Source organism: Microbacterium sp. STF-2 (assembly GCF_034650155.1).
GTDB lineage: Bacteria > Actinomycetota > Actinomycetes > Actinomycetales > Microbacteriaceae > Microbacterium > Microbacterium maritypicum_A.
In genome coordinates, this window is record NZ_JARKMW010000002.1 from 946,192 (window position 1) to 962,400 (window position 16,209).

Genomic DNA, 16,209 nt, shown 5'->3' on the forward strand with positions numbered 1-16,209 from the left:
GACATGTCCTCCACACGCACCGCGGTCCGCACCACCGGTGTCGCCGTCCGCGCGATGCTCGTCCTCACCCTCGTGCTCGGTGTCGCCTACACACTCCTGGTCACCGGCATCGGGCAGCTCCTGCTCCCGTGGCAGGCCAATGGCTCCCCCCTTCCCGACGACAGGGGCAGCTCGCTGATCGGCCAGTCCTTCACCGATGACGACGGCGAGGCGCTCCCGGAGTACTTCCAGTCGCGGCCCTCCGCCGCGGGCGACGGCTACGACGGCGCGGGCTCCAGCGGAAGCAACCTCGGCCCGGAGAACACCGACCTGGTCGCAGCGATCGCGGAGCGCAAGGCCGCGATCGCGGAGCGCGAGGGGGTCGACCCGTCGCAGGTGCCGGCCGACGCGGTCACCGCCTCGGGTTCCGGGCTCGACCCGCACATCAGCGTGGCGTACGCACTGCTGCAGGTGCCGCGCGTCGCCGAGGCCCGCGGACTCTCCGCACAGGAGGTGCGCGACCTCGTGGAGTCTAGGATTCAAGGGCGGGATCTGGGATTCCTCGGCGCGGAGCGCATCAACGTCGCCGAGCTCAATCTCGCGCTCGATGAACGGGAGGGCGAATGACCGCAGCGCCACTTCGTCGATCTCACGGCCACTCCCGCCGGGGGCGGCTCCGGGTACTCCTCGGAGCCGCCCCCGGCGTCGGCAAGACCTACGAGATGCTCGCCGAGGGACGACGCATGCTCGACGAGGGCCATGACGTCGTGATCGCGATCGTCGAGACGCACGACCGCGCCGCGACGCAGGCGCAGACCGCCGGAATCCCCGAGGTGCCCCGCCGGGTCGACCTCCACCGCGGGATCGCCCTGACCGAACTCGACGTCGACGCCGTGCTCGAGCGGGCACCCGAGATCGCCCTCGTGGACGAGCTGGCGCACACCAACGTCCCCGGCTCGCGCAACGCCAAGCGCTGGCAGGACGTGGACGAGCTGCTGGATGCGGGCATCGACGTGGTGACCACCGTCAACGTGCAGCACATCGAGTCTTTGAACGCCGTGGTCGAGAAGATCACCGGCATCGCGCAGCAGGAGACGATCCCGGACGCCGTGGTCCGCGCCGCCGATGAGATCGAGGTCGTCGACCTCGCCCCGCAGACGCTCCGTGATCGACTCTCGGCCGGACTCGTCTACCCGGCCGAGCGGATCGACGCCGCCCTGTCGAACTACTTCCGCCTCGGCAACCTCACCGCACTGCGCGAGCTGGCCCTGCTCTGGCTCGCCGACGAGGTCGACAGCGCGCTGCGCACCTACCGGGCGGAGCAGGGCATCGAGGGCAACTGGCAGGCCAGGGAGCGCGTGGTCGTCGCCCTGACCGGCGGCCCCGAGGGCGAGACCCTGCTGCGCCGCGGCGCCAGGATCGCGGCCCGCTCCGCCGGCGGCGAGCTGCTGGCGGTGCACATCACCGCGCAGGACGGCCTGCGCGACGAGACACCGGGAGCCCTCGCCGCGCAACGCACGCTCGTGGAGTCGCTCGGCGGCACCTACCACCAGGTCGTGGGCGACGACATCCCCGCCACCCTGGTGGAGTTCGCGCAGGGCGCGGACGCCACCCAGCTCGTGATCGGCGTCAGCCGGCGCAGTCGCCTCACCGCTGCGCTGACCGGTCCCGGCATCGGCTCTGAGGTCATCCGCCGCTCCGGCGACATCGACGTGCACATCGTCACGCACGCCGCAGCGGGTGGGCGGATGGTGCTGCCGCGCATCACCGGCGGAGCCCTGGGCTGGCGTCGACAGCTGCTCGGTTTCGGCGTCGCGCTCGTCTTCGGACCGATCCTGTCGTGGATCATGTTCACGTTCCGCAGCCCCGAGTCGATCACCGCCGAGGTGCTCGCGTACCAGCTGCTCGTGGTCGTTGTCGCCCTCATCGGCGGCATCCGCCCTGCGGTGTTCGCGGCGGTGCTCTCGGGCGTCACTCTCGACTTCCTCTTCGTCGCTCCGCTGTTCACGATCACGATCGCGCATCCGCTGCACGTGCTCGCGCTCGCCCTCTACGTGCTCATCGCGATCCTGGTCAGCATCATCGTGGACCAGGCTGCGCGACGGGCCCGCACCGCGCAGCGCGCCGCCGCCGAGGCCGAGCTGCTCGCCGCAGTCGCCGGCAACGTGCTCCGCGGCGACAACGCCGTGCTGGCTCTGGTCAGCCGCACCCGAGAGGCGTTCGGGCTGAGCGGCGTGCGCCTGATCGCTCCCGACGGCGAGGTGCTCGCGAGCGACGGCGAACCCGTGGCCGACGGACGTGCCACGACCATCCCCGTCGGCGTCGTCCCCGGGGGCGGGCCCCGTGCGGTGCTGGAGCTGAACGGCGAGCCGCTCGCCGGACCCGAACGCCGCCTGCTGGATGCGATCGTCGCCCAGCTCTCCGCCGCGATCGAGCACACCGATCTGCGTGCCACCGCGAGCGAGGCGGAAGCACTCGCCGAGACCGACCAGGTGCGCAGCGCCCTGCTGTCGGCCGTCAGCCACGACCTGCGCCGCCCCCTCGCCTCGGCGGTCGCCGCCATCGGCGGTCTGCGCGGTGCGCACGGACTGTCGGCCTCCGATCGCGAAGAACTGCTCGCCACCGCCGACGAGAGTCTCGCGACGCTGTCGACGCTGGTCACCGACCTGCTCGACGTGAGCCGCGTGCAGGCCGGCGTGCTCGCCGTGTCGTCGTCGCGGATGGACGCGGCCGGCTGCGTGCTCGCCGCCGTCGATGAGCTGGGGCTCGGGCCGTCCGACGTCGAGCTCGCCCTCGACCCCGACCTGCCGCCGCTGCATGCCGACCCCGTGCTGCTGCTGCGCGTGCTGGTCAACGTGATCGCCAACGCCCATCGGCACTCCCCCGAAGACGCACGGGTCATCGTCTCCACGAGCGCCCTCGGCGGCCGCGCCGAGATCCGCATCATCGACCGGGGCGACGGCGTCTCCCCCGAGCGGCGCGACCGCATCTTCCAGCCGTTCCAGCGCTTCGGCGACACCGACAACACGACAGGGCTGGGACTCGGACTCGCCCTGTCGCGCGGGTTCACCGAGGGCATGGGCGGTACCCTGACACCCGAGGACACGCCTGGCGGAGGCCTCACCATGGTCATCTCCCTGCCGCTGGCCGCAGGACTTGCCGACACGGAGGGCACGGAGTGAAGCTGCTCATCGCCGACGACGATCCGCAGATGGTCCGCGCGCTGAGGATCACCCTCGCCGCGCACGGATACGAGGTGGTCGTGGCTCCCGACGGGGCCGCCGCCATCGCTGCGGCCGCCCAGACCCACCCCGACCTCATCATGCTCGACCTGGGGATGCCCCGACTCGACGGCATCGAGGTGATCCAGGCGCTGCGCGGATGGACCAACGTGCCGATCATCGTGGTCTCCGGTCGCACGGGTTCGGCCGACAAGGTCGAAGCGCTCGACGCCGGCGCCGACGACTTCGTGACCAAGCCCTTCCAGGTCGACGAGCTGCTGGCGCGGCTGCGTGCGCTCTCGCGTCGCTCCATCCCGGCCAGCGGCGAGTCGACCGTGGCCTTCGGCGATGTGGTGGTCGACCTCTCGACGAAGACCGTGACACGGGGCGGAGCGCGCGTGCACCTGACCCCGACCGAGTGGCGGATGCTGGAGCACCTCTCCCGGCATCCGGGCGCCCTGGTCACGCGCCAGGATCTGCTGAAGGAGATCTGGGGCAGCGAGCAGGTCTCCGACTCCGGCTACCTGCGCCTGTACATGTCGCAGCTGCGCAAGAAACTCGAGCAGGAGCCCGGCGCTCCCGTGCACCTGCTCACCGAATCGGGGATGGGCTACCGCCTGGTGCTCTGAGCGTCGGCGTCCACGGCGCGCGACCGGCGCGACACCGCCACGATGCCGGTGATGACGAGCATCACCGCCACGGTGATCGCGGCGATCGCGGTCGGCGTGCTCTGAGGTTCTCCGGTGAGCCGTCCGACGGCGAGCCATGCCAGACCCCAGGCCGTCGCGAGGGCGGGGGCGATGCGTCCGGTGATCCAGGCGGCGGCGGCTCCGATCACGAGGACGACGACCAGCACGCCGATCGCCCAGGCATCGGCGGCCTGCGCCCAGCTCTGCGGTGCGATCTGCGTGAGCCAGGCGGCGGTGTTGGCGACGGTGGCGATCGTGACCCAGCCGAAGTGCAGGCCGTTCGCGCCGTCGGTGAGGATGCGATCGGCGAGGCTGCGGGCGGGGAAGCGACCGAGCAGCACGATCACTCGAGCGAGCACGGCCAGCAGCGCCGCGATCACGACGACGGTGAGCCAGAGCGTCAGGAATCGTGCGGTCACCAGCCACAGCCCGTTCAGCACCATCGACGCGGCGATCCATCCGCCCACGGCCTGCTGACGCGGGTCCTGCCGCTGGGCGGGGAACGCCTGCCACACCGTGTACGCGAACAGGCCGAGGTAGATCAGCGACCAGATCGAGAATGCGGGCCCCGCGGGCGCGAGGTACGAGCCCTGGGCGGAGAGGGCCCCGTCCTGCAGGTCATCGACGGACGCACCGCCGAATGCCCCCGCGCCGACAGCGGCCGCGATCACCATGAACGTCGCCGCCGCGATGATCAGCGACTGACGACCGATGCCCTCTGTGCGTGATTCCATGCTCCGCAGGCTACGAGACGCCCGCGCGCGACGCATCGCCCTTGACACCGGAACGGCATTTCGCTAACCAGGTTAGTCAAAACCCCCATCATGCCCGACTCACGCGGAAGGATCAGGCGCGCGTGAAGGCCGCGTCGATCAGGACTTCGGCGGCTCCCCTGGCCTGCGCGGCCACTGCCGGGTCGGCCGAGATCGCGGCCGTGCTCTGCGCCCCCTCGGCGAGGATGGACAGTTGCGCGGCGAGCGCGGGGGACGCGCCCGTCTGGGCGACGAGACCCGCCATGTACTCCTGGAACGAGGCCTTGTGCGCCCGAACGATCTCGGCAACCTCGGGATTCGTGCCGCCGAGTTCACCGAACGCGTTGATGAATGCGCAGCCGCGGAAGTCGTCGGCGCAGAACCAGTTCTCGAGATAGCCGTAGACGGCGAGGAGACGTGCGCGCGGGTCGCCGCCCGCATCCGCCACGGCACCCGACAGGCCCGACTCCCACTCGGCGTGCTTGCGTGCGAGCACGGCGACGACGATGTCGGTCTTCGACGGGAACAGCGAGTAGAGGCGGCGCAGCGAGACCCCGGCCTCCTGACGCAGCTCGTCCATGCCGACGGCCGCGTACCCCTTGCGGTAGTACAGCTCCTCGGCGGTGGAGAGGATGCGCTCGCGAGCCTCGTCTTCGGTCATGTCCAGAAGTCTACTTGACACGAGAACGAACGTTCTCTAGATTGGTCACATCGAGCGAGAACGACCGTTCTCACCGGAACCGAAAGGATCAGGATCATGGGTTACATCACCGTCGGCACCGAGAACAGCACCCCGATCGAGCTCTACTACGAAGACCAGGGATCGGGTCAGCCCGTCGTCCTGATCCACGGCTATCCGCTCGACGGTCACAGCTGGGAGCGTCAGACCCGTGAGCTCCTCGCCCAGGGCTACCGCGTCATCACCTACGACCGCCGCGGCTTCGGCGGATCGTCGAAGGTGAACACCGGGTACGACTACGACACCTTCGCCGCCGACCTGAACACCGTGCTCGAGACCCTCGACCTGCGCGACGTCGTGCTGGTCGGCTTCTCGATGGGCACCGGAGAGCTCGCACGCTACGTCGCCCGCCACGGACACGACCGTGTCGCCAAGCTCGCCTTCCTCGCCTCGCTCGAGCCCTTCCTCGTGCAGCGCGACGACAACCCCGAGGGCGTGCCGCAGGAGGTCTTCGACGGCATCGAGGCTGCCGCCAAGGGCGATCGCTTCGCGTGGTTCACCGACTTCTACAAGAACTTCTACAACCTCGACGAGAACCTGGGCTCGCGCATCAGCGAGCAGGCGGTGACCGGCAGCTGGAACGTCGCGGTCGGCAGCGCCCCCGTGGCCGCCTACGCGGTCGTGCCGGCGTGGATCGAAGACTTCCGCACCGACGTCGAGGCCGTGCGCTCCGCCGGAAAGCCCACTCTGATCCTGCACGGGACGAAGGACAACATCCTGCCGATCGATGCCACCGCCCGTCGATTCCACCAGGCAGTGCCCGACGCCGACTACGTCGAGGTCGAGGGCGCTCCGCACGGCCTGCTGTGGACCCACGCCGACGAGGTCAACGCCGCGCTGAAGGAGTTCCTCGCCAAGTAGTCCCCGTTGCCGCACGCCGCACGGCGGCTGCGGCGGGCCGAAACGGAGACGACCCGGCATCCGGGCGGCGCGTCGAGACATGACACGCCGGACGGTGCTCGGGTCGTCTCCGTTTTGGCAGGGGGGGGTGAGCGCGTCAGCCCCGCATGGCGACGCCGCGACGCCAGTAGCCCATGAACGCCACCTGCCCGCGATCGATGCCGAGGTCCTTGACCAGGTGGCGACGCAGCGTGGTGACCACGCCGCTCTCCCCCGCGATCCAGAAGTAGCGTTCGGCCGCAGCATCCCCCGTGGCGATGTCCTCGCCGAGACCGGAGTAGTCCGGCGTCTCCCACAGCAGGTCCTCACCATCGATGTCCTTCACCCGGATCTCGTCCGTGGCGTCGGCGTCGCCGAGGTGGGCGAGCACGGCGGGGATGAGCCGCAAGCCGTGCGGCTCACCGATGTCGCGCGGCAGCCAATGCACCTCGACCCCCGAAGGTGCGTCGATGCGGAGGACGTCGGCGGGCGAGGGCACTTCGATGAAGGCGACGCCGCGCAGATCCTGCGGTGCGTCCTCGAGGATGCGGGCGATCGCCGGAGCGGCCGTCTCGTCGCCGGCGAGCACGACCGATGCCGCGGTCCCCGGCGCGAACTCGGCCCCTCCGTGCGCGTCGACATCCACCCCGCGGCGGGGGCCGACCAGGTAGAGCTCCTGCCCGACCGCGGCCTGGCTCGCCCACAGCGACGCGGGTCCGGTCAGTCCGGGTTCGAGGTGCAGCACGAAGTCGACGTCCACCTCGGTGCCGGTCTCGTCATCGACCCGCAGCTCGCGCACGGAATAGGTGCGCATGGACCCGCGCTCCTCCTCGGGCACCGCGAGGAACGCCTGCCACCAGTTGTCGGATGCCCTGTCGAGCTCAGGCAGGACTCCGGATACGGGTGGGAACACCAGCTTGATGCGGCTGTCGAACACCTCACCCGGCGTGCCGAACTCGAACAGGTCGTCCCCGCCGAAGGTCACCCGCACGAACGAGGGCGAGACGCGCGCGACCCCCCGTACCTCGGCGCGGGTGAGGATGTAGGTCGGACGGTCGGTCGTGGTCGTCTCAGCGGACATGGTGCCTCCCGATGGGTGTGACCATCGGCTTGCCGGAGACCGGATCGATGGTGATCTGATTGGCGAGGCCGAAGACCTCTTCGACGAGTTCGGCGGTGACGATGTCCTGCGGCGCACCGGTCGCGTGCACGCGCCCATCCTTCATGGCGACCAGCTCGTCGGCGTAGCGGGCCGCGAGATTGAGGTCGTGCAGCACCATGACGATCGTGGTGCCGCGCGAGACGCTCAGGTCGGTGAGCAGGTCGAGGACCTCGACCTGGTGGGCGACGTCGAGGAAGGTGGTCGGCTCGTCGAGCAGCAGGATGTCGGTCTCCTGTGCGAGCGCCATGGCGATCCACACGCGCTGGCGCTGACCGCCCGAGAGCTCGTCGACGCTGCGGTCGGCCAGGTCGGAGATGCCGGTGGCGTCGAGGGCATCCGCCACGACCTCGTAATCGTGGGCGCTCCATCGGGCGAGCATCTTCTGATGCGGGTGCCGTCCACGGCCGACCAGATCGGCGACCGCGATGCCCTCGGGCGCGACCGGCGACTGCGGCAGCAACCCGAGGATGCGCGCGACCTCCTTGGTGGGGCGGGCATGCACCGATCTGCCGTCGAGCACGATCTGGCCGTCGCTCGGAGACAGCAGGCGCGCCAGCGAGCGCAGCAGCGTGGACTTGCCGCATCCGTTCGCCCCCACGATGGTGGTGATGCGACCGGGGGCGATCTGCAGGTCGAGGCCGTCGATGATGGTGCGGTCACCGTAGGCGAGCGTCACCCCCTCGGCGGACAGGCTGTGCGAGACGGTCATAGCGAACCCCCGGAGCGGTTGGTGCGGATGAGCAGGTAGATCAGGTACGGCGCGCCGACGACGCCGGTGATGACGCCGACGGGATAGCGGGTGCCGAAGGCGAACTGGCCGATCAGGTCGCCGCCGAGCACGAGCACGGCTCCGACGAACGCCGACGGCAGGAGCAGGTTGGCGCCGGGGCCGGTGATGCGCGCGGCGATGGGGCCGGCCATGAAGGCGACGAATGCGATAGGGCCGGTGGCCGCGGTCGCGAACGCGAGCAGCGCGACCGCACCGAGGATGAGGAGCAGGCGGGTGGCGTTGACCCGGATGCCGAGACCGGCAGCCGAGTCGTCGCCGAGCTGAAGCGCACCGAGCGCGCGCCCCTGCGACAGCATGAGCGGCACGATGATCGCCGCGGCGATCGCCATCGGCAGCACCCGCTCCCACGAGGCGTTGTTGAGGCTCCCGGTCAACCACTGCATCGCGGTCTGGATGTCCCAGTTCGCGGCGCGCGACAGCATGTACGAGATGACGCTCTGCAGCATCGCCGCGACGCCGATCCCGATCAGGATGAGTCGGGTTCCGGCGAAGCCGCCCTTGATCGAGAGCAGGTAGATCACGAGGGCGGTGACGACGGCGCCGCCGAGAGCGAGCAGCGACACGACCGGCCCGTTCACGGACAACACGATGATGCCGAACACGGCCGCCGCACCGGCACCGTTGGAGATGCCGATGATGTCGGGCGAGGCGAGCGGATTGCGCAGCATCGTCTGGAAGCACACACCCGCCATTCCGAATGCGATGCCGGTGAGGACGGCGAGCACCGCCCGCGGCAGTCGCAGATCGCCGACGGTGAACGAGGCGCCCGGCACGGTCTCTCCGAGGATCACCCGGATCACCTCATCCGGCGTGTAGAACGTGTTGCCGACCATGAGCGCCACCGCGAAGAGGGCGAATACCAGGACGCCGAGGACGATCGTGGCCACCGCATGCCGGCGGTGGCGCGAGCGCCGCCCCGCGACGATACGCGCGATCCGGGCGGATGCCGGCTCGTCGACCCGATCGAGGGTGTGCTCGGTGTGCTCTGTCGTGCTCACAGCTCACGCACCTTCTGCCGGCGGACGATCCAGATGAAGAACGGGGCTCCGATGATGGCGGTGATGATACCGACCTGGATCTCCTCCGACGATGGCGCGATCACCCGGCCCACGATGTCGCTTGCGGTCAGGAGGGCGGCGCCGGCGATGGCCGAGAACGGGAGCAGCCAGCGGTGATCGGTGCCCACGAGCATGCGGCATACGTGCGGGATGATGAGCCCGACGAAGCCGATGGGGCCGGCGATCGCGGTCGCGGCCCCGGCGAGGATCACCGCGCCCAGCGCCGAGATCATGCGCGTGCGGAACACGTTCTCCCCGAGCCCCTTGGCCATCTCGTCTCCGAGGGCGAGGGAGTTCATGCCCCGGGAGCACAGGAAGCAGATCAGGGCGCCGATGGCCAGAACCGGTGCGGTGAGCCCGATGCGCGGCCACTCCGCGCCACCGACGCCGCCGATCTGCCACGACTGGAACGTCTGCAGCAGGTCGACGCGGGGCAGCATGACGGCGCTGATGAGCGAGGCGAAGGCGGCCGAGGTGGCGGCACCCGCGAGCGCGAGCTTGAGGGGTGTCGCTCCCCCGCGTCCGAGGGATCCGACCGTGTAGACGAAGACGGCGGCGAGCCCTGCTCCGGCGATCGCGAACGCCATCTGGCCGTAGGGGTCGGCGAGACCGAAGAAGGCGATGCCGCACACCACGGCCAGCGAGGCGCCGTTCGAGACTCCGAGGATGCCGGGGTCGGCGATGGGGTTGCGCGTCACGGCCTGCATGGTCGCGCCGGAGAGGGCGAGTGCCGCACCGACGAGGAGGGCCAGGACCGTGCGGGGGATGCGCTTGACGATCGCCGCCTGCGCGATCGTGTCGGTGTGACCGGTGAGGGCTGCGGCGATGTCGTCGAATGAGACGGCGCGCACGCCGAACGAGATCGACAGGATGGTGAGGACGACGAGCACCACGAGCCCGATGAGGAGCCAGAGGGTTCGCACCAGCACCGGGCGCCGCAGGTCTGCGGCCCCCGGTGCTGGTGCGATGACGGTTGCTGAGGTCACTGGGTATTCACTCCGCGGAGGCGGATCGAACGATTACGGAGCGAGCGGTGCAGCCAGGAGCGCGAGGTAGTCGCCGAGACCCCACGGAATCGACAGCGGCGACGGGTTCGCGGAGGCCGCGATGGGGGTGGCGTCGGGAAGGACCGCGATGCGGCCCTCGGCGATCGCCGGGATCTTCGACAGCAGCGGGTCGGCCTGCAGGAGCGGGATGATCGACTCGTCGCCGTAGGTGATGAACAGGTCGACGTCGTCGAACTTCTGCGCCTCTTCCGCGCTGACCGTCAGGTAGAACTGGTCGCTGTCCTTGTTCTCCTCGACGATCGAGGGGAACGGCAGACCGAGATCGTGGAGATAGCCCGGGCGGGTGTCGATCGCCGTGTAGTACCCGATCTGGCTCAGGTCGGTCGGGTCGATGTAGGAGAACAGGACCTTCTTGTCCTTCAGCACGCTGTTCGCCTCGAGCGCCTTCTGCGCGTCGGCGTCCAGCTGCTCGATCAGGGCGTCGCCCTCCTTCTCGAGGCCGAGGGCCTTGGAGTCCATCTCGATCATCTCGTCGACCGAAGTGCCCCAGGCGACCTTCGGGTAGGCGATGACCGGAGCGATCTTGGAGAGGGTGTCGTACTCCTCCTGCGTGAGGCCGGAGTAGGCGGCGAGGATCACGTCGGGCTCGGTGTCGGCGACGGCCTCGTAGTCGATGCCGTCGGTCTCGTCGAACAGCACCGGCGTCTCGGCCCCCATCTCGTCGAGCTTCTCCTCGACCCAGGGCAGCACGCCGTTGTCGTCATCGTCGCCCCACGACGCCTTGCTCATGCCGACCGGAACGATGCCCAGCGCCAGCGGCACCTCGTGGTTCGCCCATGCGACGGTCGCGACGCGCTCGGGCTTCTCGGTGATCGTGGTCTCGCCGTAGACGTGCTCGACGGTGACGGGGAAGGCGTCGTCGGATGCGGGGTTGCCGCCGGCGGTCGAGGTCGACTCCGGGGCAGAGGATGCGCAGGCGGAGAGACCGATGGCGAGCGCGGCGGCCGCGCCGATGGCGAGGATTCGAGAGGTGCGCACAGGCGTTCCTTCGGGTTCGGGGTGAGGGGGCGGCGCGTCACTTGCGCCCGGGCCTTTGGTAAGCCTCGCCTAATCTAACACGGAGGTTAGGGGAACCTCACCCCGGATTCCCTGCCGCGTGCTGCCTCTCGAATCGCGCGATTCGCCGCGAATCGCCGCCGGTTGGGACCATTCACGCGATTCGAAAGCTGCGGGTGGCATGAAAAAACCGGCCGGATCCGTGAGGATCCGACCGGCTTCAGGAAGTCAGCGCGCGCTCAGAGAGCGCGGATGTTCGCCGCCTGCATGCCCTTGGGGCCACGCTCAGCGTCGAATTCGACCTTCTGGTTCTCGCGGAGCTCCTTGAAACCGGAGCCGGCGATAGCCGAGTAGTGGGCGAAGAGGTCGTCCGAGCCGTCATCGGGAGCGATGAAGCCGAAGCCCTTTTCCGCGTTGAACCATTTCACAGTGCCAGTGGCCATGTGTTTCTACTTTCTGTTGACTTAGCCGTTTACACGGCCTACGCCGAATCGGAACATCCGAGACGCGCGCACAGTCACGCTACCACGGCAGGCTGGGCAGGGACACGGAACTGTCGATTCTTCTGCACGAGAGCCGCTTCGGTGCGTGTGCTCACACCGAGCTTGCGCAGCACGGCCGAGACGTGCACGCTCACGGTCTTCGCGCTGATGAACAGCCGCTCGCCGATCTGCCGGTTGCTCAGCCCTTCGGCGATCAGCTCGAGCACCTGCCGCTCGCGAGCCGTGAGCAGGTCGTCGCCCGACGGCGGATCGGCGGGGGCACGCAGTCCGGCGTCGGTGGCGAACCGGGCGACCGCAGCCCGCACCTGGGCGTTGCCGAGTGCCTCCGCGAGGCCTGCCGCCTCGGCGAGCACCGACGCCGCGGTGACGCGCTCCCCCTCGTGGACGAGCAGACGCGCGCGCTCGAGCCGGAGCACGGCGCGGAAGACGACCGGTACGTCTTCTCCCTCGGCATGGTGGAGGGCCGCATCCAGGGCGTCATGGCACGGGTCGAGCAGCGCATCGAGGATCGTCGACCACGCGTCGTCCTGCAACTGCGGGGGTTGCGCGCGCCATGCCGCACGGACGGCATCGGATGCCGCCGTGGTGTCGGCGTCCTCGGCGCGCAGCTCGGCGATGATCGCCCCGCCCTCCAGCAGCAGCCGGCGCTGGTGTAGCAGCGCGGGATGTTCGTCGCGCAGCATCTCGAGAATGGTGTCGAGCGCCCTCCGGAGATTCCCCTCGCTCTCGGCCACAGCCACCGTCATCATGATCCGGTCGTACCAGATCTGCCGCTCCGAGCCGCCCGTCTCCTCGAACGCCGGCAACCATTCCTGCAACAGCTCTGCTGCCTCGGCCGACCGCCCGCGCCAGGCCAGCACCCGCACGCGGGTCATGCTCATGTACATGCGGAACACACGCAGGGTTCCCTGCACGAAGTCGCGCGACAGCATCTCTTCGACCCGATCGATCTCGCCGAGTTCGAGCAGGGGCACCACCATGTTCTGGGCCATGATCGACCCCGAGGTGCGTTCGACGCGGAGCTCGCGGGCACGCCGCAGTCCCTCTTCGGCGACCTCGACCGCCTCGCGGTATCGGCCCAGCAGCGTGAGCAGGTCGGAGTAGTTGACGCGATAGCGCATCTCGGCCGTCGTTCCCGCCGCGAGCTCACGCGCCCGCTCGTACTCGCGCACCCCTTCGTCGACCCGGCCGAGGTGCGCCAGAGAACCGCCGCGCACGTTCGCGGCGATCGACAGCTGGTCGGTGGAGTCGGCTCCGGCCGCCCCCAGCTCAGCCTCATCCGCGAGACGGATCGCCTCTTCTCTGTCGCCCGCGATCATGCGTCGGCTCGCGAGCTGGTTGAGCAGCTCGGCCCGGAACACCTCGTCGCCGATGCGCTCCTCCGCGATGGCCAGGGCCTGCTGCAGCAGCGGGATCGCACCGAGGCGGCCGAGGTTGACCAGGTACAGCGCCTTGTTGCGCAGGAGTCGGGCATGCAGACGCGGGTCCACTGTGGCGGGGTCGATCTCGGCGAGCGCGACATTCGCGACCGCGAGCGCCCGTTCGCCGTCGCCCGCATTGCGCAGGATCGATCCCAGCACCAGGAGCAGGTCGAGTCTCTCGACGCGTGCCGCCGTGGCGGCGTCGGGCACGAGCGGCCACAGTTCCAGTGCCAGTTCGCCGAAGCGGGCCGCGCTCGCGAACGCGTACTGCCCCTTCGCGTGGCGCATGGCGTCGGCGGCGGCGACGAGGGCCTTCCGATCGTCTTGCGCGAGCTGCCAGTGATAGGCGAGGGCCGCGGCGTCGCTGGTGTCCGACCCCGCGCACTGCGCCTCGAGCGCCTCGGCATAGGCGCGATGCAGGCGTGCCCGCTCGCCGGGGAGCAGGTCGTCATGCACGGCTTCGCGGAGCAGGGCGTGTCGGAACCGGTAGTCGTCGTCGCCCACGACGAGGATGCCGCTGCGGGTCGCCTCGCGGATCGCCTCGTCGAGGCGCTGCTCCGGCAGATCGACGAGGCCAGTGATCAGCGGATGGGAGAGAGGACGCTCGGCGCCGGAGACGACCTGCACCACACGCCGTGCATCGTCGCCGAGCCGGTCGAAGCGGGCGAGCAGCAGGTCGCGCAGACCGTCGGGGAGCGGACCGTTCGCGCACCCCGCGATCTCCTCGATGAAGAAGGGCACGCCCTCGGCCCGCTCCTGCATGCGATCGAGAGCGGTCTCGGTCAGCGCCCGGCCGGTGATCTGCTCGGCCAGCTCGCGAACCGCGGCCTCGTCGAGCCGGCCGAGGGTGAGGCGCTCGAGCAACCGCGCGCGCGTCGCCTCGCCGATGAAGCGGCTCACCGCATCCCCGCGGCGCACATCGTCGGTGCGGCAGGTGAGGAGCAGCAGGATGCGGCCGCGGCTCAACGCCCGCAGCAGGAAGGAGAGGATGGCGAGCGTCGACTCGTCGGCCCAGTGCAGGTCTTCGACCACGAGCACCTGCGGGGCGCGTTCGGCCGCCGCCTCGATGAGGGAGGCGATCGCATCGCGCAGGCGCTCGGGGCTGGTGCGGTCGCGATCAGTCGGGGAGTCGACGAGTTCGGGGAGCAGCATGCCGAGTGCCTCGACCCCCACTCCCACCGACTCGCGCACCCGGTCGACGCCCATGCGTGTGACGATCGAGCGGAGGATGCCGGTGAGCGGCCCGTAGGGCGTGCGCGAGGCGCCCAGATCGAGACACCACCCCACGTGCACGTCGGCGGTCGGCGCGATCTCGGCGGCGAACTCGCGCAGCATGCGCGACTTGCCGATGCCGGCCTCGCCCTCGACGAGCAGGGCGGCCGGGACACCGTCGCGCACCCCGGCGAACGATCGGCGCACCTCGGCGAGCTCGGCCTCGCGGCCGACCATCGCAGCGCTCGACGCGGAAGGGGGCATGGATTCATCGTCCCACCCCCGACCGACATTCGGGACGGTCTGCGGTTCGCGCTGTGCGACGCCGCTCACCGCGCGTGTGCCGCCGCCGCTTCGCATCCGCCCGCGACACGAGCCGTCGTCGGGGCGGTCGCAGACGTGGCGGCCGCCGTGCGACCGAACGCGCGGCGCAGCATCCGCCGGACCACCCCTTCCGGACGCGGCACGATCTGGTCGGCGTGCTCGATCAGACGCAGCCTCTGCGCGGCGGCGCGCTCCATCTGCTCCTGGTCGTGCCGGGTGAGCTGCTGGCTGAGATACGGGTGCTCGTACATGGGGTTCTCCTCGACGGTTCGCTGTATCCCTACAGTCCGCTCTGAGGCACCCCCGGGGCATCGGGCAGTTGCCCTATCTTTCGTGCATGCCGCTCTAGGGATGCCGGGCGCGCATCAGCGACAGGCGCGCGGAGGGGCGAGACCGGGCCGGCACCAGGATCGCGAGAACCCGAACGAGCGTCGCCATCCACAGGAGTCCGAGTCCGACGACGACGGCCTCGACAGCGGTGGCCGAGAAGAGACCGAACGGCACCCACAGCACGATCGCCACCGCCAGGAGCAGACCGACGCCGATCGAGGTGATCAGGAGCGCTCGGGGGCGCCCGGGAACAGCGGCGACCGTGGTCGCGGCCGCCACGACGAACAGGACGAGCGTGGAGACCGCGGCGATGTCGTGCGGGATGGGCACACGATGCAGCGGCAGCAGCCCGACCGCAGCCAGAGCGATTCCGGTGGCCGCCCACGACGCCACGACGACGGCGATGCGGAAGAGTGCGGAATCCCCGAGCAGCCGGTGCAGGTCACGACCGATGTACGAGCCGACGGTCGCGATGAGAAGCCCCGCGACCAGGAGGGTGCCGTTGAAGGCCCACGAACCGGAGCCCAACTGGGAGAAGTTCTGCTCCCACCAGCGCGGATCAGCGGCCGTGATCATGGCGAACAGGGTGCCGATCACGAGGAAACCGAACAGGAGCGCGGCGAGGTCTGCCGTGCGCAGGTCGACGCCGGCGCCGAAGGCGAAGCGCCCGCCGACCGCCGCCGCCAGACCGGTGAGCAGTCCGCCGCCGATCGCCGCGAGCTGCAGTCCCTGGAGCCCGGCCGTGAGCACCTCGGCGGCGAGCAGCACTCCCATCGTCGTGACGGCTCCGAACGCGACGGTGAGGGCACCAGCCGAGAGATCGGAGACCACCGCCTGCCAGCGCGGCATCGGCCTCGTCTCGCCCCCTCGGTGCATCAGTGTGCTCGTGAGGAAGGCGCTCGCCGCGATCGCTCCGGCGATGAGCGCGGCGGGCATCGCGAGTGAGCCCTCACCTGTGAGCGGGCGGGCGGCACCGCCCAGGGAGAGGAAGCCGACAGCTGTGCCCGCCACGAAGCAGATCACGGTCGCCCACACCGCCCTCGTCTCGCCACGCAGCTTCGCGTCCCGCTCCATGCGCCCATGCAAG

General features: G+C 70.0%; 15 protein-coding genes. 4 read left to right on the forward strand and 11 right to left on the reverse strand.

Annotated elements, in window-relative coordinates; translation table 11 throughout:
• The first annotated feature begins 3 nt into the window (after nucleotides 1–3).
• Genes kdpC through MicroSTF_RS18410 form a run of 3 tightly spaced genes read left to right on the forward strand, consistent with a single transcriptional unit; the run spans nucleotide 4 to nucleotide 3,829 of the window.
• Nucleotides 4–606: a potassium-transporting ATPase subunit KdpC gene (gene kdpC / locus MicroSTF_RS18400; RefSeq protein WP_029260071.1), complete on the forward strand. Its 603-nt coding sequence runs from the start codon at nucleotides 4–6 to the stop codon at nucleotides 604–606.
• A complete protein-coding gene (locus MicroSTF_RS18405) occupies nucleotides 603–3,161 on the forward strand; it encodes an ATP-binding protein (RefSeq protein WP_315071470.1) in 2,559 nt (852 codons plus the stop codon). The genes kdpC and MicroSTF_RS18405 overlap by 4 nt, the downstream gene beginning before the upstream one ends.
• Nucleotides 3,158–3,829: a response regulator gene (locus tag MicroSTF_RS18410; RefSeq protein ID WP_029260073.1), complete on the forward strand. Its 672-nt coding sequence runs from the start codon at nucleotides 3,158–3,160 to the stop codon at nucleotides 3,827–3,829. The genes MicroSTF_RS18405 and MicroSTF_RS18410 overlap by 4 nt, the downstream gene beginning before the upstream one ends.
• Here the strand turns inward: MicroSTF_RS18410 and MicroSTF_RS18415 are convergent.
• Together MicroSTF_RS18415 and MicroSTF_RS18420 are read right to left on the reverse strand one after the other, a co-directional pair.
• Nucleotides 3,811–4,623, reverse strand: a complete 813-nt coding sequence (locus MicroSTF_RS18415; protein ID WP_029260074.1) for a tryptophan-rich sensory protein — start codon at nucleotides 4,621–4,623, stop codon at nucleotides 3,811–3,813. The genes MicroSTF_RS18410 and MicroSTF_RS18415 overlap by 19 nt on opposite strands.
• Before the next feature lie 112 nt (nucleotides 4,624–4,735).
• A complete protein-coding gene (locus MicroSTF_RS18420; protein WP_029260075.1) occupies nucleotides 4,736–5,302 on the reverse strand; it encodes a TetR/AcrR family transcriptional regulator in 567 nt (188 codons plus the stop codon).
• A gap of 96 nt (nucleotides 5,303–5,398) precedes the next feature.
• On the opposite strand from MicroSTF_RS18420, the gene MicroSTF_RS18425 reads away from it, so the two are divergent.
• Nucleotides 5,399–6,241, forward strand: a complete 843-nt coding sequence (locus MicroSTF_RS18425; RefSeq protein WP_029260076.1) for an alpha/beta fold hydrolase — start codon at nucleotides 5,399–5,401, stop codon at nucleotides 6,239–6,241.
• A 136-nt stretch (nucleotides 6,242–6,377) separates the two neighbouring features.
• Here MicroSTF_RS18425 and MicroSTF_RS18430 read toward each other — a convergent pair whose 3' ends face one another.
• The 9 genes from MicroSTF_RS18430 to MicroSTF_RS18470 all read right to left on the reverse strand — a co-directional run bounded on the left by MicroSTF_RS18430 (nucleotide 6,378) and on the right by MicroSTF_RS18470 (nucleotide 16,196).
• Nucleotides 6,378–7,340: a siderophore-interacting protein gene (locus MicroSTF_RS18430; protein WP_315071467.1), complete on the reverse strand. Its 963-nt coding sequence runs from the start codon at nucleotides 7,338–7,340 to the stop codon at nucleotides 6,378–6,380.
• Nucleotides 7,330–8,130, reverse strand: a complete 801-nt coding sequence (locus MicroSTF_RS18435) for an ABC transporter ATP-binding protein (RefSeq protein ID WP_021198339.1) — start codon at nucleotides 8,128–8,130, stop codon at nucleotides 7,330–7,332. Before MicroSTF_RS18435 ends, MicroSTF_RS18430 begins: the two co-directional genes overlap by 11 nt.
• A complete protein-coding gene (locus MicroSTF_RS18440) occupies nucleotides 8,127–9,209 on the reverse strand; it encodes a FecCD family ABC transporter permease (protein ID WP_029260079.1) in 1,083 nt (360 codons plus the stop codon). The genes MicroSTF_RS18435 and MicroSTF_RS18440 overlap by 4 nt, the downstream gene beginning before the upstream one ends.
• A complete protein-coding gene (locus MicroSTF_RS18445; RefSeq protein WP_322957662.1) occupies nucleotides 9,206–10,255 on the reverse strand; it encodes an iron ABC transporter permease in 1,050 nt (349 codons plus the stop codon). Before MicroSTF_RS18445 ends, MicroSTF_RS18440 begins: the two co-directional genes overlap by 4 nt.
• Before the next feature lie 33 nt (nucleotides 10,256–10,288).
• Nucleotides 10,289–11,314, reverse strand: coding sequence for an iron-siderophore ABC transporter substrate-binding protein (locus MicroSTF_RS18450; protein ID WP_136023930.1), 1,026 nt, complete (start codon nucleotides 11,312–11,314; stop codon nucleotides 10,289–10,291).
• Nucleotides 11,315–11,571: 257 nt separating this feature from the next.
• Nucleotides 11,572–11,775, reverse strand: a complete 204-nt coding sequence (locus MicroSTF_RS18455; protein ID WP_017831237.1) for a cold-shock protein — start codon at nucleotides 11,773–11,775, stop codon at nucleotides 11,572–11,574.
• A gap of 74 nt (nucleotides 11,776–11,849) precedes the next feature.
• Nucleotides 11,850–14,732, reverse strand: a complete 2,883-nt coding sequence (locus tag MicroSTF_RS18460; protein WP_322957671.1) for a helix-turn-helix transcriptional regulator — start codon at nucleotides 14,730–14,732, stop codon at nucleotides 11,850–11,852.
• 65 nt (nucleotides 14,733–14,797) lie between these two features.
• Nucleotides 14,798–15,043 (reverse strand): hypothetical protein, encoded by a 246-nt coding sequence (locus MicroSTF_RS18465; protein ID WP_322957674.1) that lies wholly within the window; start codon nucleotides 15,041–15,043, stop codon nucleotides 14,798–14,800.
• Nucleotides 15,044–15,137: 94 nt separating this feature from the next.
• A complete protein-coding gene (locus tag MicroSTF_RS18470) occupies nucleotides 15,138–16,196 on the reverse strand; it encodes a DUF998 domain-containing protein (protein ID WP_322957676.1) in 1,059 nt (352 codons plus the stop codon).
• Between the last annotated feature and the right edge of the window lie 13 nt (nucleotides 16,197–16,209).

Coding starts and splice junctions, on each gene's coding strand:
- kdpC (WP_029260071.1), top strand. CDS start 4: ATGTCCTCCACACGCACCGCGGTCCGCACCACCGGTGTCGCCGTCCGC.
- MicroSTF_RS18405 (WP_315071470.1), top strand. CDS start 603: ATGACCGCAGCGCCACTTCGTCGATCTCACGGCCACTCCCGCCGGGGG.
- MicroSTF_RS18415 (WP_029260074.1), bottom strand. CDS start 4,623: ATGGAATCACGCACAGAGGGCATCGGTCGTCAGTCGCTGATCATCGCG.
- MicroSTF_RS18420 (WP_029260075.1), bottom strand. CDS start 5,302: ATGACCGAAGACGAGGCTCGCGAGCGCATCCTCTCCACCGCCGAGGAG.
- MicroSTF_RS18425 (WP_029260076.1), top strand. CDS start 5,399: ATGGGTTACATCACCGTCGGCACCGAGAACAGCACCCCGATCGAGCTC.
- MicroSTF_RS18430 (WP_315071467.1), bottom strand. CDS start 7,340: ATGTCCGCTGAGACGACCACGACCGACCGTCCGACCTACATCCTCACC.
- MicroSTF_RS18435 (WP_021198339.1), bottom strand. CDS start 8,130: ATGACCGTCTCGCACAGCCTGTCCGCCGAGGGGGTGACGCTCGCCTAC.
- MicroSTF_RS18455 (WP_017831237.1), bottom strand. CDS start 11,775: ATGGCCACTGGCACTGTGAAATGGTTCAACGCGGAAAAGGGCTTCGGC.
- MicroSTF_RS18460 (WP_322957671.1), bottom strand. CDS start 14,732: ATGCCCCCTTCCGCGTCGAGCGCTGCGATGGTCGGCCGCGAGGCCGAG.
- MicroSTF_RS18465 (WP_322957674.1), bottom strand. CDS start 15,043: ATGTACGAGCACCCGTATCTCAGCCAGCAGCTCACCCGGCACGACCAG.
- MicroSTF_RS18470 (WP_322957676.1), bottom strand. CDS start 16,196: ATGGAGCGGGACGCGAAGCTGCGTGGCGAGACGAGGGCGGTGTGGGCG.